The sequence below is a fragment of the Luteibacter sp. OK325 genome, assembly GCF_003050935.1.
Lineage (GTDB): Bacteria > Pseudomonadota > Gammaproteobacteria > Xanthomonadales > Rhodanobacteraceae > Luteibacter.
Window position 1 is genome coordinate 1 of record NZ_QAOX01000011.1, and the last position, 21,540, is coordinate 21,540.

A 21,540-nucleotide genomic window follows, 5' to 3' on the forward strand; every position below is an offset into this window, starting at 1 on the left:
CGCTTGAGCGCCGGGTCGATCGGTCGATATCCCATGGGTCACCTCGGTAGGGATTTTGCTCCTACATGGGTGTCCAGGAAAATTAGACCACTGCAAATCGGCTCCTACAGGAGGGCTAGCTCTTCCGCCGCAGCCACGATATCGTCATCGCCCGGCAGCACCAGGAACGCGGCGCCGGCAAGCGGCGTAAACGTATCCGCGCCGACCACGCGCTTTAGCGGCAGATGTCCCAGCCCACCTTCGACGATGGCGGTGATCACGCCCTCGCCGACGCCGGCACTCTTGCGGCCTTCGTCGACGACGAGGATGCGCTTTGCGTTGGCCGCCTGCGCAGCGATGAAGCCGTCGTTGAGCGGTACCAGCCAGCGCAGGTCGACGACGCGGACCTTCCAGCCATGCGCCGCTTCGATGCGCCTGGCCGCGCGCAAGCTCATCGGCACGCCGTTGCCGAAGGTGAAGATGACCAGGTCGTCCGCATCGTCGTTATAGACGCGACCCTCGCCCAGCGGCATGGCCTGGCCCTGCTCGGGATACGCGAACTGCCACTGGCCATCACCGGGCTCGTACAGATCCTTGGTCATGTACAGCGCGATCGGCTCGAAAAAAGCGGTGACACGACCGTCCACCTTAGCCAGTGCCGATAGCGTGCGCAGCATGGTCGCCGCGTCGTCGCCACGGCTGGGACAACCGACGACAAGGCCGGGGATATCGCGCAGCGCGGCGATGGAATTGTCGTTGTGGAAGTGGCCACCAAAGCCCCGCTGGTAGCCGAGCGAGGCCACGCGCATGAGCATCGGGTTGCGATACTGGTCGTTCGAGAAAAACTGCAGTGACGCCGCTTCGCCACGAATCTGGTCGCAGGCGTTGTGGAAGTAAGCGAGGTACTGGATCTCGGGCAACGGCAGCATGCCCATGTTCGCGTACCCCTGGGCGAGGCCAAGGATCATCGTTTCATCGAGCAGCGTATTGAATACGCGCGCGTTGCGGAATGCCTTGTGCAGGCCCTTTGTCACCGTGTACACGCCACCCTTCTGCGCAACGTCTTCGCCGAAGAGCAGGCTCTCGGGGTACTTCGCCATGAGGTCGTGAAGCGCCTGACCGATCTGGATGGCCAGATGACGTGGCGGCTGCTTCTCAGGCAGCCTTTCAACACCACCGAAGACGCGCTCGCGCTCGGTGGCATCGGCAGGACGCTCGGCTTCGGCGCGAACGGCGGCCGGTGTATACGGCGCCAGCGGTTGCATCACCTCGGCGAGCGTGGTGATACGCGGCCGACGATCTGCCTCCTCGGCGGCCTCGAAGCAACGCTTGCGCGTGTCGTTATAAAGATTCAGCAGGCTATCGCGGTCGTACAGGCCGGAGGCCAGCGCGATGGCCGCGCTGCGTAGTAGCGGATCGGTGGCTTCAAGCGCCACCAGTTCCTCGATCGAACGCCATTCGATCTCGAAGTCGGTGCCGGCATGACCCATCACGCGCGTGGTGCCCAGATGCAGGAAGGTGGGGCGGCGCGTGCGACGGCAATGCTCCACGGCCTTCTGCACGTCGGCGTAGCCGCCGGCGAGATCGAGGCCGTCCGCGTAGAAATAATCCAGATCCGGACGGTGGCGGAAGTTGTTCGCCACCCAACCACCCGGTGTCTTCACCGAGATACCGATGCCATTGTCTTCGCAGACGAAGAGCACGGGAGCGGGCAGCTTCTGGTACGCCGTCCACGCCGCCGCATTGAACGCGGTCTGTGCCGTGGCATGGTTGGACGACGCGTCGCCAAAGGAACAGATGGCGATCGAGTCGGCGGGAATCGGCAGCGTATGCGCGATACGACGCGCCTGCTCGATGGCGACGGCCGTGCCCAGGGCCTTGGGCAGATGCGAGGCGATCGTCGAGGTCTGCGGCAGTACCCACAACGGCTTGCTGCCCCACACCTTGTGGCGACCACCGGAGGCCGGGTCGTCCTTGCTTGCGGCGAACGAGAGCGCGGAATCCATCACCGGATCCATACCCGGCAGCTTGCGGAAGCGCTCGGCCATGAAACCGCCGCTACGGTAATGCAGGAAGGCGGGATCGGTGTGGCGCGTCAGTCGCGCCACCATCGCATTGCCTTCGTGACCGGACGAACCAATGGTGTAGAAGACCTTGTTCTGGACGCGCAGCACGCGCGCCATGAGATCCAAATGGCGACTGATCAGCTGTGATTCGAGAAGTTCGCGAAAGCCCCGCGCATCGAGCGCGCTGCCCGGCAGCACGGGCTCATCGTCGCGCGGAGGCCGGGCGACATCACCCTTCCAGAACTGCACGAACTCGACGAAATTCTGGTCGACGATCTCGGCGCGATTGAAGCCCTTGTGGCGGGCGGCGATGGGATGCGGAACGGACATGGCGAAGCACTCGGGGAAAGAGGATCAGGCGACCATCGCGGAAAAGCGGGGCTGCGCGTGCACGCGCTCCAACCAGGCGGCAATGCGCGGCCAGTGGCTCATCTCGAAACCGCCGTCGGCGGCACAATGGGTATAGGCGAACAACGCGATGTCAGCCACACCAAAATGACCGCCACTGAAGAACGGCTCACGACCGAGATGGTCTTCCATCACGTCGAAGGCCTTGGCGCCACGCTCCAACAGAACCGGAAGTTCGCTGCGGCGCGCGTGGCTTTCGGGCAGCCATTTGCAGACGAAGCGCGCCACGGCGACATAGGGCTCGTGGCTGTACTGCTCGAAGAACATCCACTGCAGCGTACGCGCCCGGTCCCACGGGTCGGCCGGTAAATAGGCCGTACCGTCGGCGAGATAACACAGGATCGCGTTCGACTCCATCAGGCGACGGCCGTCCTCGAGCACCAGCAGCGGCACCTTGCCGTTCGGATTCAACGCGAGGAATTCCGGTGTGCGCGTGGCGCCGCTGGCGCTGTCCGTGTCCACCCAGCGGTACGGCGTGCCCGTCAGTTCCAGCAGCAGCTGCAGCTTGTAACAGTTGCCTGACGAGCGCAGGCCATACACGGTGAGCATGAGGAGTTCCGTCTCAGAACGCGTTAATGCCAGTGAGTTCGCGGCCGACCACCAGCTGATGCACGGTCTCGGTGCCTTCGTAGGTGATGACCGATTCCAGGTTCAGCGCATGGCGGATGGCCGAATGCTCGGTGGTAATGCCGGCGCCGCCGAGGATGTCGCGACAATCGCGCGCGATGTCCAGTGCCATGCGCACATTGTTCCACTTGGCCAGCGAGACCTGGGTCGGCTGCAGGCGGCCGGCATCCTTCAGACGACCGAGCTGCAGCGAGAGCAGCTGCGCCGTGGTGATGCGGCGGGCCATGTCGGCCAGACGGATCTGCACGGCCTGGTTGGCCGCCAGCTGGCGACCGAACAGGATGCGCTGCCCGGCATAGTCGAGCACTTCCTTCAGGCAGGCCTGCGCGGCACCGATCGGCCCCCAGGTGATGCCGTAGCGTGCCTGGTTGAGGCAGCCGAGCGGCCCCTTCAGGCCCTTCACGTTCGGCAGGCGGGCGCTGTCGGGCACACGCACGTCGTCGAAGAACAGGCCGGAGGTGACCGAGGCGCGCAGGCTCATCTTCTTGTGCACGACTTGCGCGGCGAAACCCTTGGTATCGGTCGGCACGACGAACCCCTGGATGCCGTCATCGGTCTGTGCCCAGACGATGGCGATATGCGCGAGATTGCCGTTGGTGATCCACATCTTGGCGCCGTTGATCACCCAGTCGCCGCCATCCTTGCGCGCCACCGTTTTCATGTTGGCGGGATCGGAACCGCCGTGCGGCTCAGTCAGGCCGAAGCAGCCGATCACTTCGCCGGCGGCCATGCGCGGCAGGTACTCACGTTTCTGTTCGTCTGAGCCGTAGGCGAAAATCGGGTACATGCACAGCGAGCTTTGCACCGAGGCGAAGCTGCGCAGGCCGGAATCGCCGCGCTCCAGTTCCTGGCAGATCAAACCGTAGCTGACAGCGTTCATGCCCGCACAGCCGTATTCCTCAGGCAGCGTGGCACCGAGCAGCCCGAGCGCAGCGATCTCCGGCACCAGTTCGGCCGGAAAGCGGGCCTGGTCGAAAGCGTCGCCGATCATCGGCAGGACCTTTTCGTCGACGAAACGGCCGACGGTATCCTGGACCATTCGCTCCTCGTCGGTGAGCAGGGAACGGACGTCGTAGAGATCGAGGGGGTCGAGACGCTGAGCCATGCGGGTACTCGTAAGTCGGCTACGGGAAAGCCCTCGATTGTAGTCCTGCCCCCCCTCCCGGTCATGCCGGGGCGCAACATTCAGCGCTCAGGCGCCGCCACCGCGCGGAAGCCGTAAGCCGGGAGGCGCTCCTGCGCCGCAGGGGACATGGCGTAGAGCGCGAACCGGTACGCCGCAGCGCTCCGCGCGGGGTCGCCGTCCCGCAGCACCACGCTCATGCCGTAGTCCACAGGCAGAGACAGGTTGGCGGGCACCTCGACCTTGCGCAGGTCCGGGTCGGGTGTCGCGTCATGTGAACTGCAGTAGCCAAAAAACACGTCGACGTCGTGGTGCTGGAGGAAGTACTTCGCCGCGCCCACGTTGCCCGGAATCGTGGGCGCGACCGGGCCACCGACCAGTTTCTTCGCTTTGGCTTCGAGGTTGGTGCGCGCGCCCGGATGGACGGTCTCCGCGCGAGCGAAGAATTGCCATGCGTAATCGCCTCCGGGATCCGCGCCGGGTGTCGACGTGCCGATGCGCGTGCCGGGCGCCAGCAGGCGATCGAGCAGATTCGCGCTAGTGATTCCGGCGTCCGGCAGCGTCTGTACGCAAAGCGCGTTACGTGCGAATACCACCGGCGGCGTTGCCTTGCCCTCGCTGGCGAGTCTCTCCGGGTGTGCCATGTTGGCGGAGATGTAGACATCCGCCGGCTCGCCTTTCTCGATGCGTTCGCGCAGCAGGCCGGCCGGACCGTTGACGATACGTACCGGTTCTCCGGTCGTTGCCGTGTACTGTTTGGCGATGTCGGCAAGGGCTCCGGTCAGGCTGCCCGCCGCATAAACGACGATGCCTGCCGGCGTGCTCGAGGTGGCCGAGGGCGCTGCCGCCGGAGGCGACGTCGCTGCGACGGCTGGGAGAACCACCAGCGCGCCAGCCATCATCCATGTCGCCATCTTCATAGCAGGTCCACCTGGACCGACGCGCGTACCGTTCGCGGCGCGCCCAGCGTCGCCGTGGCGCTACCGGCGGCGTTGTATCCATTCTGGCCGGCAGGGCTGACGTTAGCCCAGTAATGCCGGTCGGTGGCGTTGTCGAGCGCGAGACGGAAGGTCACGGGGTAGGTATGAATGCGCGTCTGGAAGCGTCCGCCGATGTCGGCCACGGTATATCCCTTCACGAAATAACTATTGGGGTAGTCGCCGGCACGGCGACCGGCGTGATTCACGTTGAGGGTCAGCGTGAGACCCGAGACCCACGGCAGCCGATACTCGATGAGGGAGTTGTAGACGACACGGGCCAGGCCGAGGATCTGCTTATCGCTGGTGCTGGCCGAGCCCGTTCGGTACAGGCGCGGGTCGAGCAATGAGACACCGGTGAAAATGGTCACGTCACGGCCGACATCCCCGTTCGCCGTCAGTTCGATACCGCGGTTCACCTGGCGCCCCTGCTGCGCAAACACATTGTCGGCACCGACGTAGGCATACGGACGTTCGATGCGATACAACGCAGCGCCAAGATCGATGCCTGCCACGCGAGCCTTGTAACCGGCCTCCCATTGTTTGCTGCGGTAGGGCGACAGGCTCTGGTTCACGTTCGCCGTGCCGGCGGGTGCGATATCGCCTTGCTGCAGGCTGTCCGCATAGGTGACATACGCCATCTGTGTCGGCACCAGCTTGAACATCACACTACCAGTGGGGCTGATACCGTGGGCATCGTAGGAGCTCGTCGTCGCCCCCTGGCGATTGTAATTGCGCACGTACAACCAGCTGTCGCTGGCAACCACCAGCGCCGACCACTGCTCGTCGAAACCGATGGTGTCGCCGAGCGAAATCGATTGCTGCTTCGTGTTCATCGACTTGTAGCGTTGCGAGAAGTCCGGCAGTCCCGGTTTCGCGAAAGAGACCGGAGCGTCGAGACTGGCGCGGCCGACGGTCACCGGGCCGGTCGTGAGCGGTGTATAGCGGCTCCAGTAAAAGCCGTTGTTCGCGATGAGCAGGTCGTGGGTAAGCGGGCCGGTTTCCACGCGACCGTTCAACGCCAGCATGTTGCTGACGATCATGTCGTAGCTGTATGTGGTGGTCGCCGCCGTCGTCGTGTAGTCACCGGCGTTGTCCGTCAGCGTATTGGTTGGCACCGTCGAACGCCGGTCGTTGCTCTCCTTCAGCACTCCGGCGCGGAAGGACCAGCGATCGTTGAACGCCGTGCGCAGGCGTGAGCTGACGATGCGGGTGATGTTGTCGTCACCACCCCAGGTTTGTCCGTAGCCTTTACGCGTCGGATCCGGCGCGGACGGCAGGACCACGCCGCGCCCCAGCGCGAACGTGCCCGGGAAACCGGTGGAGGTGTAGTGGTAGTAGCTCGCGTCGTTTTCCAGCACGGTGCTTTCACCGAGCCGCGCGTCGAAGGCAACGCTACCGAGGCGACGGGCGAGCCGGCTGCCATCCACGTAGCCCGGTCCGTTCTGGTCGAGCACGTTCACCCGGTATCCGAAGCGGTCGTCCACGCCGAAACGACCGCCGAGGTCGGCGTGGCCAAGCGCCGAGCCGCGCGAGTTGTAACGTACATCGAATTCGCGCAGCGGCGCGTCCGTGGGCCGCTTGAAGATGTAATTGAAGGTGCCAGCGGGACTGGCAGGGCCGTACAGCGCCCCAGCGAGGCCGTTCAGCACCTCGATCTGTTCGAACTGTTCGATCGGGTAATCGGTCGTGGCGGCAATATTGAGGCCGTCGATACGGGTGTTCTGGACGACGCCGGCCTGCAGGCCACGGCTCTGTGGCCGGATGTTTTCGCCCTGCACGGTCGGCAGGAAGCGGAACGCCTCGCGAACGCTTTGCAGCTGCTGATTGCGCGCGAGGTCGTTGTTCACCGCCTGCACCGAATACGGCGTATCCAGCGGTGAGCGATCGCCCAGCGGCCCCATGCCGACCTTTTCGGTCCGGTAGGAGGCCTGTCCGGCCTCCACCGTATAGCCCTCGAGATCCGTCTTCGGCGTGGCATCCTGGCCAAACACGGGCGATACGGTGAGACACAGCCATGACAGCGACAGGAGGCGGCGCGGCCGGAAACGCATGTTTGAACCCTGAAAAGCGAGATATACCCGACTTTATAGCGCAGTCGCGAAGCATTCTTTACCATTCGTGACGTACCGATGCGCCAGAAGATGCAAACGTTTGCATAATGGCCCTGCCCTCGCCCACTGGATTCCCCATGTTCAAAGGCGTCCTGCTCGGCTTCGCCTGCTACGCCGCCTACGCGTGGAGCGATGCCTTCGTGAAGTCCCTGGAGGGCTCGCTACCGCCTTACGAGGCGGTTTTCTTCGGCGCCGTGCTGGCCATGGCCGCCTTTCCGTTCCTGAAGAAGCCCGGCGATCGCTGGAGCGAGATCGTGGTGTCGAAGATGCCCGGCCTGTGGCTGCTTCGCGCCATGGCCGGCGCGATCGGCAATATCACCGCCGTGATGGCCTTCACCGCCCTGCCCATGGCCGAGGCGTTCTCGCTGATCTTCCTGCTGCCGATCTTCGTCACCATCCTCTCGGTGGTGTTCCTGCGTGAACACGTCGGCTGGCGGCGCTGGTCGGCGGTGCTGGTCGGTTTTCTCGGCGTGCTGGTGGTGCTGCGTCCCGGCTTCCGTCATCTGGGCACGGGCCACGTCGCCGCGATCATCTGCGGCATCACCGGCGCTTTGTCGATCATCGCCCTGCGCATGGCAGGGGCCACGGAGAAGCGCATCACGCTTTACGGCGCGGGCGTGGTCGGACCCATGCTCGCCGGGTTCATCATGATGCTGCCGCATTTCGTCTGGCCGGACGCGCACCAGTGGTTGCTCGTGCTCGGTTACGGCCTGCTGGCCGCGGCCGGCGCGGTGCTGCTGATGCTGGCGACGCAGAACGCGCCGGCGGCGCGAGTCGCGCCCACGCAGTACAGCCAGATGCTATGGGCGATCCTGTTCGGCTACCTGATCTTCCACGACCATCTGGACTGGCCGATGCTGGTTGGCATCGTGCTGATTCTGGGCGCGGGCTTGTTCACCTTCGTTCGCGAGGAGAAGAAGACCGATTGGTGGCGGTGGACGAATATTGTTTGAGGCGACCTGGATTCGCCGATGAATCGGCTCCCACAAAAGCGCAAGGGAATCGCCGATGAATCGGCTCCTACAAAAGCCGTTCTGTGTGTGGGAGCCGCTTCAGCGGCGATCCGGCGGCAGCCGGCCTAGGTATTCGAAACCCCATGGGGTACGTGCCCAGTCGCCACGTGGCGCCTCGCCGATTCCACATTCGCCGGTGAATCATCGAAGAAAATATCCGCCCCGAAGGCATCGAGGAACGGACCTTTGTCGCGGCCGCCCAGGAACAGGGCTTCGTCGATACGGACACCCCAGCGGCGCAGCGTCAGGATGACTCGCTTGTGTGCCGGTGCGGAACGGGCCGTCACCAGGGCCGTGCGAATGGGTGAGGTTTCTGCCGGGAACGCTGCTTGCAGGCGGTGCAGCGCGGAAAGGAAACCACGGAACGGGCCACCCGAAAGCGGCTCCGCCCAGAGCTCGGACTCGCTGCGATGGAACGCATCAAGGCCCTGCTCTTTCGACACCCGCTCACCTTCGTCGCCGAATATCACGGCGTCTCCATCGAAGGCGATACGCAGCTGTTCGCTGGAGCGCTGCGGCGCCGTGGACGGCAGGATCGTCGCGGCGGCAACGCCGGCGCGGAGTGCGCGACCCACGTCTTCCGCATTGGCGGAAAGAAACAGGTCGGCCCGGAACGGTGCAATGTAGTCGGAAGTCGGCGCACCGCTGGTAAAAGCGGCGCGCGAGATATTCAGCTTGTAGTGCTGGATGGCATTGAAGATGCGTAAACCCGTATCGCCGGAGTTCCGCGACAGCAGGATCACCTCCACGGGCGGCACGTCGCCAGACAAGGCGTTCAGGCCGAGCAACTTCTGCACCAGCGGGAAAGCCACGCCGGGGGTCAGGAGTTCGTTCTCACGCTCGATCTGGTATGAGCGATAAGCATCAAGGCCATCGCGCTCGAACAGCTCGTGACCGTCTTCCATGTTGAACAGCGCACGCGACGAGATGGCCACGACCAGGCGGTTGTCGTGCACGGAGGCATCGGCGTGGGCGGTCTGGGTATCGTTGTCGGGGGCGTTCATCGGGGCGGTGTCCGTGTTGCGTCACTGGACACCATCCTAATGCACCGGCCCAACCTTGCGGGGGGGCCATGCTGTTGTGGGAGCCGATTCATCGGCGATGGGGGGCTCGCGAAACACTGGCCCGCTGCCGCGGGATCGCCGATGAATCGGCTCCTACAGGGGTAGTGGCCGCTCTACAGGGCGAACTGCTCGTCGAGGATGCGCTGCTGCAGGTTGTGTTCGGGGTCGAACAGGAGGCGAACGGCATTGCGGCGGGATTGCTTCACCTCCACCTTGCGCACGTCGCGCACTTCGTGGAAGTCGGCCGTGGCGCTGATCGGTCGCTTGTTCGGATCCTTGGTTTCAAAACCCACCCGCGTGGCGTGCGGAAGGATGGCTCCTCGCCAGCGGCGTGGGCGAAAGGGGCTGATCGGCGTCAGCGCCAGGACATTTGCATCCAGCGGCAGGATCGGACCGTGGGCGGAGAGGTTGTAAGCGGTGGAACCGGCCGGTGTGCTCACCAGGATCCCGTCGCAGACCAGTTCTTCGAGCTTCACCTCGCCGTTAAGGCTCACGCGCATGTGCGCGGCCTGGTTGCTCTGACGGAGCATGGCCACTTCATTGAAAGCGAGCGCACGATGCTCGGCGCCATCGCAACAGGTGCTGTGCATCTCCAGTGGATGCAATACGGCCGGATGCGCACGCTCGATGCGCTCGGCGAGCGCGTCGAGCTCGTGCTGGTTCATGAGAAAACCGAGGCGGCCGAGCTTCATGCCGTAAAACGGCACGCCAAGGGTTCGGTAGGTATGCAGCGTGCGCAGCATGAAGCCGTCGCCGCCAAGTGACACGATGATCTCGGCGTCCCCGGGTTCCACGCTGCCGTAACGCTTTATCAGGGCGGCGCGTGCACGTTGGGCGACGTCGGTTTCGCTGGCGACAAAGGCTAGGCGCATGGATGTCGGCTTGAAAGGACCAGCGGGGAGCTTAGTCCTTCGGGCGGGAGATCGGCTAGGTGGAGGGTTTCGCCAGCACCCATTCGCCGATGAATCGGCTCCTACCAGGCAGGACATCACCGATAAATCGGCTCCTACATTTTCCTGTAGGAGCCGATTCATCGGCGATGGCCCGGGTCAGACCGGGATCTGGGCCAGCTGGGCCAGGCGACGGACGGCGACCGAGGCGATCGGGTAGTCAGCGTTCTGGGTGAGGATTTCCGCCAGCATGGTGCGTGTGTACTTGAGCGTGGCGTCGTCACGCTGCAACCAGGCCTGGACCGGGCTGACATCGGTACGATCGCCGGCGACCGAGATCACCTGCAGGGCCAGGGCGCGATGCTGGGCGTTGAGCTCGTCCAGCAGCGAACCACGGGCTTGCGCGTGCCATGCGCCTTCCACGTTGAGCGCTTCGATCTGCCCACGCAGCCACTCGAGGTCGAGGGCTTCGGCCAGCTCGTAGAACACCCTGGCAACAGTGGCGATGTCCTTGCCGCTCTGCTTCGACACTTCGACCATGTCCAGTGCCGCGCGCAGTACCGGGACACGGGCAAGGCGAACCGCCAGCGACTCCGGCACGCCCAGGCCTTCCCACTTCTCCTGGCTCGCGGCGAAATCGCCACGACCGGTATCGGTCAGGCCGTCCGGCAGGGCCTTGCGCAGAACGATCACTTCGCTGGCGTAACGATCGACATTGGCCGCGATGTCCAGCGTGCCGCCCGGACGGTTGAGCAGCCAGCGGGTCAGGTGGCGCAGCAACGACCAGATCTGCAGGATCGCGTCGATCTGGGTGTTCTCAGCCACCGTGCCGTCGAGTGCCTCGATCTCCGCCCAAAGCTCACGGGCATCGAGGATCTCGCGCGCCGCGGTGTATGCCTTGGCGATAGACGCCGGGCCATGGCCCGTGTCTTCCTGCATGCGCATCATGAAGGTGGCGCCCATGCGGTTGATCGTCGAGTTCGTCACCGCGGTGGCGATGATCTCGCGCTTCAGCCGATGACGCTGCATGTGCTCGGCATATTTCTCATGCAGGGGCACGGGGAAGTAACGCACCAGCTCACGCGAGAGGTACGGATCTTCCGGTACGTCGGAATCCAGCAGCTGCTGGAACAGGCGGATCTTATCGTACGACAGAAGCACCGACAGTTCCGGACGCGTCAGGCCCTGTCCACGCACTTTGCGTTCGGTGAGTTCGGCTGCCGTCGGCAGCGACTCGACCGCGCGGTCGAGCATGCCTTCGGCTTCCAGCGTGCTGATGAAGTGGGCCATCGAGCCCAGGCGACGCACCGACTGGTGCTCCATCACGGTGATGGCCTGATTCTGGCGATAGTTGTCCCACAGCACGAGGCGGCCGACTTCGTCGGTCATCTCGGCAAGCTGCTTGTTGCGGCCCTCGAAGGTCAGCTCACCACGCTGCACGGCGTCGTTGAGCAGGATCTTGATGTTCACCTCGTGATCGGAGGTGTCCACGCCCGCAGAGTTGTCGATGAAGTCGGTGTTGAGCAGCACCCCGGCCTGTCCTGCCTCGATACGGCCCTTCTGGGTCATGCCCAGGTTGCCGCCTTCGCCCACCACCTTGCAGCGCAGCTCGTTGCCGTTCACGCGCAACGCGTTGTTGGCGCGGTCACCGACGTCGGCATGCGTTTCACTGGTGGCCTTGACGTACGTACCGATGCCGCCGTTCCAGAGCAGGTCCACCGGCGCTTTCAGGGTGGCCGAAAGCAGGTCGGTCGGCGCCATGTGCGTGGCGTCGCTACGAATACCCAGGACAGCCTTGACTTCCGGCGACACCGGAACCGACTTGGCGCTACGCGGATACACGCCACCACCGGCCGAAATCAGCGATTTGTCGTAGTCGTCCCACGAGGAACGCGGCAGCGCGAACAGTCGCTGGCGCTCGACGAAGGACTTCGCCGAATCCGGGTTCGGGTCGAGGAAGATGTGGCGGTGATCGAACGCGGCGAACAGGCGGATCTTCTCCGACAGCAGCATGCCGTTGCCGAAGACGTCGCCCGACATATCGCCCACGCCAACCACGGTGAAGTCTTCGGTCTGGCAATCGCGGCCCAGCGCGCGGAAGTGGCGCCTGACCGACTCCCAGGCGCCCTTGGCGGTAATGCCCATGCCCTTGTGGTCGTAGCCGTTGGAACCGCCCGACGCAAACGCGTCGTCGAGCCAGAAGCCATGCTCGGTCGAGATCGCATTGGCGATATCGGAGAACGTGGCCGTGCCCTTGTCCGCGGCGACCACCAGGTACGGGTCGTCGTTATCGTGACGAATCACGCCTTGTGGCGGCACCACCTTGCCCTCGACGAGGTTGTCGGTGATGTCGAGCAGGCCGTTGATGAACATGCGGTAGCAGGCGATACCCTCGGCCAGCTGTGCGTCGCGATCGCCGCCCACCGGCGGGCGTTTCACGAAGAAGCCACCCTTGGAACCGACCGGCACGATGACCGTGTTCTTGACCATCTGCGCCTTGACCAGGCCGAGCACTTCCGTACGGAAATCCTCGCGGCGATCGGACCAGCGCAGGCCACCGCGCGCGACCGAACCGAAGCGCAGGTGGATACCTTCCACGCGCGGTGCATAAACGAAAATCTCGCGGAACGGCACGGGCTTGGCCAGCTCGGGCACCTGGTGCGAGTCGAACTTGAAGCTCAGGTACGGACGGTACGCGCCATCCCACAGCTGGAAGAAGTTGGTGCGTAGCGTGGCATGGATCAGCGCGATGAAGCTACGCAGGATGCGGTCTTCGTCGAGGCTGGAGACGTTGTCCAGCAGGGCGTTGAGGGCCTCCTCGACAGCGGTTGCCTGCTCATCGCGCGGCCGGCCCAGCGACGAGACCAGGTTGCCGATCAGGCCCGGCTGCGCGGCCAGCGTTTCCGGGCCGATAAGCGCATGCATCTCATGCGAGAGCAGGCTTTCGGCGCGTTCGCGTTCTGCGCTGTCCAGGCTTTCGCGGCGTGGATCGAAGCGCGCATTGAACAGCTCGACGATCAGGCCGGCGATGGCCGGGTAGTGGTTGAGAGCGTCTTCCATGTACGCCTGCGAGAAGGCGACGCCGGTTTGCAGGAGGTACTTGGTGTAGCTGCGCAGGATGGCTACCTGGCGCCAGCCGAGTTTGGCGCCGAGGACGAGGCGGTTGAAGCCATCGTTCTCGGCGTTGCCGCGCCAGACCTGCTCGAAGGCATCCTCGAAGATCGAACCGACCTGTTCGACATCGAAAGCGAGACGGTCGACCGGCTGGACTTCGAAGTCCTGGATGTACAGCGCGCTGTCGGCGAGCTTCAGCTCGTACATGTGCTCGGTGAGCACGCGCAGGCCGAGGTTCTCCAGTTGCGGCAACACTTCGGAAAGCGCGATGTCGGAGCCGGAACGGTAGACCTTGAAGCGCAGCTCTTCCGGGCGATTCTGCGGATGGTAGAACGACATGCTGATGGCGTCGGGGCCATCCAGGCCGGCCAGCGCGCGAACGTCGGCGGCGGCCACGTGCGGCGCTACTTCGTCCACGTAACCGGCAGGAAGCGCCTTGCCGTAACGGTTGGCCAGAATGATGCCCTGCTGCTCGCCGGCGATTTCGATCAGGCGGTCGCGCAGCTCATCGTTCCAGTTGCGCGCGATCGAGGCGATCTGCGCCTCCAGGGCGGCAGCGTCGTAGGTCGGATGGTCGCCGATGCGCGGGCGAACCACCACATGCAGGCGAACCAGCGCGGCCTCGCCCATCAGTACGGCCGAATCCACATGCTCGCCATGGAAGGCTTCGCGCAGCACGCCTTCGACGCGTTCACGCACGGCCGTATTGAAGCGGTCGCGCGGAATGAACACCAGGCAGGAGAAGAAGCGACCGTAGCTGTCGCGACGGATGAACAGGCGCGTGCGCGTGCGCTGGGCCAGCTCGAGCAGGCCGATCGCCAAGGCATAGAGCTCGTCGGTGCTGCACTGGAAGAGTTCGTCGCGCGGCAGGGTGTCGAGGATATGGCGCAGCGCCTTGCCCGAATGCGAATCACGCTTCAGGCCGGAGCGGGTCATGACCGCCTCGCACTTGTCGCGAACCAGCGGCACATGCTGCGGATGGGCCATATAGGCGTTGGACGAGAACAGGCCAAGGAAGCGCTGCTCGGCGACCGGACGACCCTTCTCGTCGAACTTCAGCACGCCGATGTAATCCATGTAGCCGGCGCGGTGGATCGGCGAGCGTGCGTTGGTCTTGGTCAGGATGATCGCGTCGGTGGAACCCGAACGCGGTAGTTCGCTGGCGACCAGCGTGCGCAGCGAGCGCGGGGCAAGCGAGCGCTCAGCGGCGCGCAGGATGCCCAGGCCCGAGCCTTCGACCGTCCTGAGGACATCGTCGCCCTCACCGTGGGCCACTTCGTATTCGCGGTAACCCATGAAGGTGAAGTGGTCATCGGCCACCCAGCGGAGGAACTCCGTGGCTTCGCGCACTTCGTCCGCCGTGTACGGCAGGGAGCGCTTGCCGAGGTCGTCGGCGACTTCGTTCATCCGGGCGCGCATGGCGCGCCAGTCGTCCACGGTCTCGCGCACGTCCGAAAGAGCGGTTTCGAGGTTGGCCTTGACCGTGTCCAGTTCGGTGTCGTCGAGACGGTCGACCTCGAAGCGCATGATCGACTCGGTGCTTTCACCCGTACCGACCGCTTCAAGAAGGCCGGCGGCGGAACGGACGACCGGCACGACCGGGTGGATGATGACCTGGATGTCGGCATGGGCGGCGGCGACCATCGAGACGGTGTCGACCAGGAAGGGCATGTCGTCGGTGACGACTTCGATCACGGCCCGGCTGCCCGACACGCCCGGGTTGTAGACGCGAACCTTCGCCTTGCCCGCCTGGCGCTCGCGCGCGAAGGTGAGCAGATCGGCGATCAGGGCGGCCCAGCGATCCGGCGCGTGCAGCGCGTAATCGGCAGGCGCGATGCGCTCGAAAAAGGCTTCGATAAAATAGCGGGCCTCGTTGAGGCGCTCCGCGGGGTAGCTGATCTTCTTCAGTTCATCGAAAACAACGGCGTGGAACTGGCCGTCTGCTGCGGCGCGAATCGCATTCATGGGCGGATATCGATGTGGGGAGAGAGAGGAAAACCGCCAAAGCATAGCTCTCACCCATGGCATGTAGCCACACCGTCGCACATTGGCAGTTAGCGGTTTTTCAGTGCGCCGCGACATATTGCGCAACCTCTCACGAGGCGAAGCGGGCATGCTCCCCAACCGCGTCCGGGTGCAACGCAACAATTCGCACGCGAATGTTGTTCATGACCGTTGACGCTGGTCCGAGGGAGATTCTAAACTGGACGGTATAGTCCAGCAGGTATACGAAATGGCGAACCTGGATACCCGGCCGACCTCCGATCGTCAGCAGCGGGTGCTCCAGGCCGCTTGTGCGTTATTCCTGCGTGATGGTTATCGCGTCAGCATGGGTGCGGTGGCACGCGAGGCGGGCGTGTCCAAGCAAACTGTGTATGCGCACTTCGAAAACAAGGACACCCTGTTCCACGCCGCCGTCGAACAACTTGTCTTACCCCTGCATGCCACCCTCACCCCGGAAAGTCGCGGCCTGAGCAACACGCTCATCGCGCTGGCCAGGGCGCACCAGACCTACGTGATGGACCAGGCAAACGTGGCGCTGGGCCGGATGCTGATCGCGGAAGCCCCGCGATTCCCGGCCGCGGCGCGTACGTTTTTCCGGACCGCGATCGACACCGTCGCGAGCCGGCTGGCCGATTGCATGGCTGAAGCCATGGACCACGGAACGATGCGCCGCGAGGACCCCGAGGTGGCCGCGGAGCTCTTCCTGTCCATGCTTCACGGGCTCGAAGGGGATCGCCGCCTCTTCGGTATGCACGCAAGAGGACAAAAGGCACAGGACGACTGGGCGCGACACGCGGTAACTGTATTTATGCATGCGTACGACATCCTCCCGGATGGCACGGCGCTTACGACAAAGAAACCTGGAATAGGAACGGAGTTCTCATGAATCCCCTGCCCCTGCGCACCCCCCTGCTGGCCCTCAGCCTCGCTGCGGTGCTTGCCGCCTGCCACAAGCAGGAAGCACCGCCGGCACCGCCGCCGGCACCCGTCGGCACCATCAGCGCCCAGCCGCAGACCGTTCCCCTGATCCAGGATCAGGTCGGTCGCATCTCGTCGCTGCGCACGGCCGACGTACGCGCTCGCGTGCCCGGCATCCTGCTCAAGCGCCTCTACCCCGAAGGTACGGACGTCAAGGCCGGCCAGAAGCTGTTCCAGATCGACCCGCAGCCGCTCACGGCCGAGCTGAACTCACAGCTCGCCCTGCTGGCTTCGGCGAAGGCGACGGCCGCCAACAACAAGGCGACCGCGGACCGCAACCGTGGCCTGATCGGCAAGAACTACGTGTCCCGGCAGGACCTGGACAACGCCGAGGCCGCCCAGCGCACCGCCGATGCCGCGGTGAAGCAGGCCGAAGCCAACGTGCAGGCGGCCCGGATCAACCTCGCCTTCACCGACGTGGTCTCGCCGATCGACGGTCGCGCCGGCCAGCAGCAGGTCACCGAGGGTGCCCTCGTCGGCCAGGGTGACACCACCCTGCTGACCCAGGTCGACCAGATCGACCAGGTCTACGTGAACTTCAGCATGTCGGTGTCCGACCTCGACACCATGCGTCGCGCTGCGGCCTCGGGCGACGCCACGCTCTCGCCAACGGACAAGTCCACGGTGAGCATCCAGCTGCCTGACGGCTCGGACTACAGCGAGAAGGGCATGCTCGACTTCTCTTCCGCCACGGTGAATCCGCAGACCGGCACGGTGAACCTGCGTGCGCAGCTCGCCAACCCCGACGTGCGCCTGCTTCCGGGCCAGTTCGTGACGGTCAAGGCCAATCTCGGCAATCTCCACAACGTCTATCTGGTGCCGCAGGCCGCCGTGCTGCGCGACCCGGGCAGCGCCTACGTGCTGGTCGTTGGCGACGCCAAGACGAAGGACGCACAGACCGGCGTCGAGAAGACCATTCCGTCGGCCGCCGTCCGTCGCCCGATCGTCACCAGCCGCCTCAATGGTGCCGACTGGATCGTCACCGGCGGCCTCAAGCCGGGTGACAAGATCATCGTCGACGGCCTGGCCAAGGCGAAGGAAAACGCACCGGTGAATGCATCCCCGGCAAAGGCCACGCAGGACGCCGATGCCCCTGGCGCCCCCGCTGGTAAGCAGTAACGGAGTTTCGTCATGCCGACTTTCTTCATCGACCGCCCCATCTTCGCGTGGGTCGTGGCGATCCTGATCAGCCTTTGCGGCACGATCTCCCTGCTGAACATGGGTATCGAGTCGTATCCGAACATCGCACCCCCACAGGTCGTCGTTACGGCGACCTACCCGGGTGCGAGCGCGGACACGACCGAAAAAACCGTGACCCAGGTGATCGAGCAGCAGCTGACCGGTATCGATCACCTGCTCTATTTCAGCTCCGCCTCCAGCTCCAGCGGCACGGCTACCGTCACGCTGACGTTCGAGACCGGCACCGATCCGGACATCGCCCAGGTCCAGGTGCAGAACAAGGTGTCGCTCGCAACGCCTCGCCTGCCTACGGAAGTGACCCAGCAGGGCGTCGTGGTGGCCAAGTCCAACCCCGACTTCCTGATGTTCGTGGCGCTGACCTCGTCCAATCCGGCCATCGACGGCAACCGCCTGACCGACATCGTCTCCTCGCAGGTGCTCGACCAGATCGCCCGTATTCCGGGCGTCGGCAGCACGCGCCAGCTGGGTTCCGAGTACGGCATGCGCGTCTGGCTGAATCCGGACAAGCTCCGTGGCTACGGCCTCTCGGCCACCGCCCTCAGTAACGCGCTCGCCACGCAGAACGTCCAGTTCGCCGCTGGCTCGATCGGTACCGACCCCGCCGTCAACGGCCAGGGCTTCAGTGCCACCGTGTCCGCGGAAGGTCGCTTCACCACGCCGGAAGAGTTCTCCGACATCATCGTTCGCGCGAATAACGATGGCACTGTCGTTCGCCTGAAGGACGTCGCCCGCGTCGAACTCGGCCCGCAAACCTACGGCTTCAACGCCCAGTGGAACGGCACACCCACCGGCTCCTTCGGTGTGCAGCTGCTGCCCGGCGCGAACGCGCTGGATGTGGCTAATGCCGTGCGCGCCAAGATGGCCGATCTGGCCAAGAGCTTCCCGGACGGCGTTACCTGGTTCGCCCCGTACGACACGACGCAGTTCGTCACGATCTCGATCACCGAAGTCGTGCACACCCTGGTCGAGGCGATCATCCTCGTCTTCCTGGTGATGCTGCTGTTCCTGCAGAACTTCCGCGCCACGATCATCCCGACCCTGGTTATCCCGGTGGCCCTGCTCGGCACCTTCCTGGGTCTGTCGCCCCTCGGCTTCACCGTCAACCAGCTCACCCTGTTCGGCATGGTGCTGGCGATCGGTATCGTGGTCGATGACGCGATCGTGGTGATCGAAAACGTCGAACGCATCATGTCGGAGGAAGGGCTATCGCCACCGGCAGCCACGCGTAAGGCCATGGGCCAGATCACCGGCGCCATCGTCGCGATCACCGTGGTACTGGCGGCGGTGTTCGTTCCCTCGGCTTTGCAGCCGGGCGCGTCGGGCATCATCTACAAGCAGTTCGCGCTGACGATCGCGGTGTCGATGGGTTTCTCGGCCTTCCTCGCCCTGTCGTTCACGCCGGCGCTTTGCGCGACGATCCTCAAGCCGACCCATGGCGAGCGGAAGAACATCGTCTACCGCAAGTTCAACCAGGTGTTCGACAAGGTCCAGCACACCTACTCCGGTCATATCGGCAGCGCGATTCGACATGCGCCGCGCTGGATGTTCGTGTTCGTGCTGATCGCCGTGCTGTGTGGTTTCCTGTTCGCTCGCCTGCCGACCAGCTTCGTTCCCGACGAAGACCAGGGTTACGCGCTGGCTATCGTGCAGCTGCCTCCCGGTTCGAGCATCGCGCGCACCGAAAAGGTGATGACGGACATGCGTTCGATCATCCTCAAGGACCCGACGGTCGCCGGCGTGTTCCAGATCTCCGGCTTCAGCTTCGTGGGTTCGGGTGAAAACGTCGGCATGAACTTCATCAAGCTGAAAGACTGGGACACCCGTGACCTCACGGCTACCCAGATCATCCAGCAGATGAACGGCAAGATGCAGGCCGTGCACAATGCGACGATCTTCGTCGTCAACCTGCCCACGATCCGCGGCCTGTCGCAGTTCGGCGGTATCGACATGTACCTGCAGGCACGTGCCGGCCAGTCGCGTGACGAACTGACCAAGGCCCGCAACGCCCTGCTCGGCGCGGCCGCGCAGAACAAGGCCCTGGTGGGTGTTCGTCCGAACACGCTGGAAGACGCCCCGCTGCTGCAGCTGAGCGTGGATCGTACCCAGGCCCAGACCATGGGCCTGAATGTCAGCGATATCTATACAGCGATCCAGCTCACGCTGGCTCCGGTGTACATCAATGACTTCCAGTACGAGGGCCGCGTGAAGCGCGTGATGGTGCAGGCCGACGCGCCCTACCGCATGGGCACGGACTCCTTCGCGCACATCTTCACGCCCAGCACGCTGGCTTCCACCACCGCCACGACGACGGGCACGACGGGGTCCTCCGTTGCCAGCTCGTCCACCACCACCGACAGCTCGATGATCCCGCTGTCCACCGTGGTCCACTCGAAGTGGACGATGGCGGCGCCGACGCTCAATCGCTACAACGGTTATTCGGCGGTGGAAATCGTCGGTAACGAAGCGCCGGGTTACTCCACCGGTCAGGCGATGGGCGTCGTCGAAGGCATCGTCAACGACAAACTGCCGAAGGGCTTCGGTTATGACTGGACCGGCCAGTCGTACCAGGAAATCCTCTCCGGCAACTCGTCGACGATGCTGTTGGTCCTGTCCATCGTGATCGTGTTCCTCTGCCTCGCTGCTCTGTACGAGAGCTGGTCCATCCCGGTCGCCGTGCTGCTGGTGGTGCCGCTGGGCATCCTCGGTACCGTCGTCTTCTCGATGCTCCGCGGCCTGCCGAACGACATCTACTTCAAGATCGGCATGATCACGGTCATCGGCCTGGCGGCGAAGAACGCCATCCTGATCGTCGAGTTCGCGGTGGAGAAACAGCAGGAAGGCAAGACCCTGCGCGAAGGTGTGGTCGAGGCATCCCGCCTGCGACTGCGCCCCATCCTGATGACCTCGCTGGCCTTCATCCTCGGCGTGTTCCCGCTGGCGATCAGCACCGGTGCGGGTGCGAACTCCCGCCACGCGATTGGCACAGGTGTCATCGGCGGCATGCTCTTCGCCACCTTCCTCGGCCTGCTGCTGATTCCGGTGTTCTACGTCAGCGTTCGCCGCATGCTGGGTGACAAGCTCGACGAGGTCTCGCACACGATGCCGCACGTCGGTCATGACGACGACAGCGATCCGCATGGCGGTGGTGAAGGTCCGCACGACGGTGGCCCGACCAACCTCGAACCGCACGCACCGAACGTCGGCGACGTGAGAGCCTTCGATTCGGACTCGCATCGCGGAACGGATCGAACGTAACCAGCGACATCGATATTGAAAAAGCCCGGCGAAAGCCGGGCTTTTTTTGTCTGTGAGAACTGTCTGCGGGGCCGTCTGTAGGAGCCGCTTCAGCGGCGATGCTCTCCGCCCAGCCACCTCACAAGTCAAAAGAGGCCACCTACCCTCTCCGCCTCTTCCGACCGACATTACGCAGGAACAACTAAATCGACCCTAGGTGATCCGGACACGCGGACATCACCATGGAAGGAAACTCAGATTCCTTCTATTCCCCCAAAGGGGCTACGCGTAGTTTCATGGCCATGCAGGGTCTCTCATGACCCTGACCTTCGAAGGGGACGAAGCAAAAGCTCGAAAGAATAAATCCAAACACGGCATCTCGTTCGTTCAGGCGTGCGATGCCTTCTTCGATCTCGGTCAAGCAAGATCGATTTCAGCGACTGCCCTGCGACCCCTCCGGACGCCCTCTGGATGAGGCTGGGACCCGGCAACTTTCTGGGCCCCCTGATGGCTGAAGCGCGAGAACGTGAACTCACCGGTAGCGTCCTCAAAGACGTTGAACGCTTGCTTCCGAAATTCATCGCAAGAGTGGCCGCCATGTCAGATAACTTCCTCGACTTCAGCGACATGCCGGAAATGGCGCCGTATGCGGTCACGCTAATAACCGGTGACGGCCCCAGTCTCGGAATCCTCCTGCCGGAAGCCCGCAAACTCGCATTCGCTGCCGCTTGATCCATAAAAAACCCCGG

13 protein-coding genes are annotated in these 21,540 nt (G+C 64.1%); 5 read left to right on the forward strand and 8 right to left on the reverse strand.

The window, feature by feature from the left end; translation table 11 throughout:
* Nucleotides 1-104: 104 nt before the first annotated feature.
* The 5 genes from C8J98_RS19160 to C8J98_RS19180 all read right to left on the reverse strand — a co-directional run bounded on the left by C8J98_RS19160 (nucleotide 105) and on the right by C8J98_RS19180 (nucleotide 7,234).
* Entirely contained in the window at nucleotides 105-2,375 is a 2,271-nt protein-coding gene (locus C8J98_RS19160) for a thiamine pyrophosphate-dependent enzyme (protein ID WP_107915052.1), read from the reverse strand.
* A 24-nt stretch (nucleotides 2,376-2,399) separates the two neighbouring features.
* Nucleotides 2,400-3,002 carry a glutathione S-transferase family protein gene (locus C8J98_RS19165; protein ID WP_107915054.1) on the reverse strand — a complete coding sequence of 201 codons (603 nt, stop codon included), beginning with the start codon at nucleotides 3,000-3,002 and terminating at the stop codon, nucleotides 2,400-2,402.
* Nucleotides 3,003-3,015: 13 nt separating this feature from the next.
* Nucleotides 3,016-4,185 carry an acyl-CoA dehydrogenase family protein gene (locus C8J98_RS19170; protein ID WP_107915055.1) on the reverse strand — a complete coding sequence of 390 codons (1,170 nt, stop codon included), beginning with the start codon at nucleotides 4,183-4,185 and terminating at the stop codon, nucleotides 3,016-3,018.
* A gap of 80 nt (nucleotides 4,186-4,265) precedes the next feature.
* Nucleotides 4,266-5,123, reverse strand: coding sequence for a molybdate ABC transporter substrate-binding protein (gene modA / locus C8J98_RS19175; protein ID WP_199229966.1), 858 nt, complete (start codon nucleotides 5,121-5,123; stop codon nucleotides 4,266-4,268).
* Nucleotides 5,120-7,234 carry a TonB-dependent siderophore receptor gene (locus C8J98_RS19180; protein WP_107915057.1) on the reverse strand — a complete coding sequence of 705 codons (2,115 nt, stop codon included), beginning with the start codon at nucleotides 7,232-7,234 and terminating at the stop codon, nucleotides 5,120-5,122. The genes modA and C8J98_RS19180 overlap by 4 nt, the downstream gene beginning before the upstream one ends.
* Nucleotides 7,235-7,371: 137 nt before the next feature.
* Here C8J98_RS19180 and C8J98_RS19185 point away from each other — a divergent pair, with 137 nt between their 5' ends.
* The gene (locus C8J98_RS19185) at nucleotides 7,372-8,247 is read left to right on the forward strand and encodes a DMT family transporter (RefSeq protein ID WP_107915059.1); all 876 of its coding nucleotides are present in this window, start codon (nucleotides 7,372-7,374) and stop codon (nucleotides 8,245-8,247) included.
* A 125-nt stretch (nucleotides 8,248-8,372) separates the two neighbouring features.
* Here C8J98_RS19185 and C8J98_RS19190 read toward each other — a convergent pair whose 3' ends face one another.
* The 3 genes from C8J98_RS19190 to C8J98_RS19200 all read right to left on the reverse strand — a co-directional run bounded on the left by C8J98_RS19190 (nucleotide 8,373) and on the right by C8J98_RS19200 (nucleotide 15,340).
* Nucleotides 8,373-9,311 carry a 5'-nucleotidase gene (locus C8J98_RS19190; protein WP_107915061.1) on the reverse strand — a complete coding sequence of 313 codons (939 nt, stop codon included), beginning with the start codon at nucleotides 9,309-9,311 and terminating at the stop codon, nucleotides 8,373-8,375.
* 173 nt (nucleotides 9,312-9,484) lie between these two features.
* A complete protein-coding gene (locus tag C8J98_RS19195; RefSeq protein ID WP_107915063.1) occupies nucleotides 9,485-10,243 on the reverse strand; it encodes an NAD kinase in 759 nt (252 codons plus the stop codon).
* A gap of 177 nt (nucleotides 10,244-10,420) precedes the next feature.
* On the reverse strand, nucleotides 10,421-15,340 hold the full coding sequence (locus C8J98_RS19200; protein WP_107915065.1) for an NAD-glutamate dehydrogenase domain-containing protein: 4,920 nt from the start codon (nucleotides 15,338-15,340) through the stop codon (nucleotides 10,421-10,423).
* A gap of 268 nt (nucleotides 15,341-15,608) precedes the next feature.
* Here C8J98_RS19200 and C8J98_RS19205 point away from each other — a divergent pair, with 268 nt between their 5' ends.
* The 4 genes from C8J98_RS19205 (at nucleotide 15,609) to C8J98_RS19225 (ending at nucleotide 21,523) form a co-directional block, all read left to right on the forward strand.
* Nucleotides 15,609-16,265 carry a TetR/AcrR family transcriptional regulator gene (locus C8J98_RS19205; protein ID WP_107915067.1) on the forward strand — a complete coding sequence of 219 codons (657 nt, stop codon included), beginning with the start codon at nucleotides 15,609-15,611 and terminating at the stop codon, nucleotides 16,263-16,265.
* Nucleotides 16,262-17,476 carry an efflux RND transporter periplasmic adaptor subunit gene (locus C8J98_RS19210; RefSeq protein WP_107915069.1) on the forward strand — a complete coding sequence of 405 codons (1,215 nt, stop codon included), beginning with the start codon at nucleotides 16,262-16,264 and terminating at the stop codon, nucleotides 17,474-17,476. The genes C8J98_RS19205 and C8J98_RS19210 overlap by 4 nt, the downstream gene beginning before the upstream one ends.
* Nucleotides 17,477-17,488: 12 nt before the next feature.
* Nucleotides 17,489-20,812: a multidrug efflux RND transporter permease subunit gene (locus C8J98_RS19215; RefSeq protein ID WP_107915071.1), complete on the forward strand. Its 3,324-nt coding sequence runs from the start codon at nucleotides 17,489-17,491 to the stop codon at nucleotides 20,810-20,812.
* Between the two features lie 450 nt (nucleotides 20,813-21,262).
* Nucleotides 21,263-21,523 carry a hypothetical protein gene (locus C8J98_RS19225; protein WP_107915075.1) on the forward strand — a complete coding sequence of 87 codons (261 nt, stop codon included), beginning with the start codon at nucleotides 21,263-21,265 and terminating at the stop codon, nucleotides 21,521-21,523.
* Nucleotides 21,524-21,540: the final 17 nt, after the last annotated feature.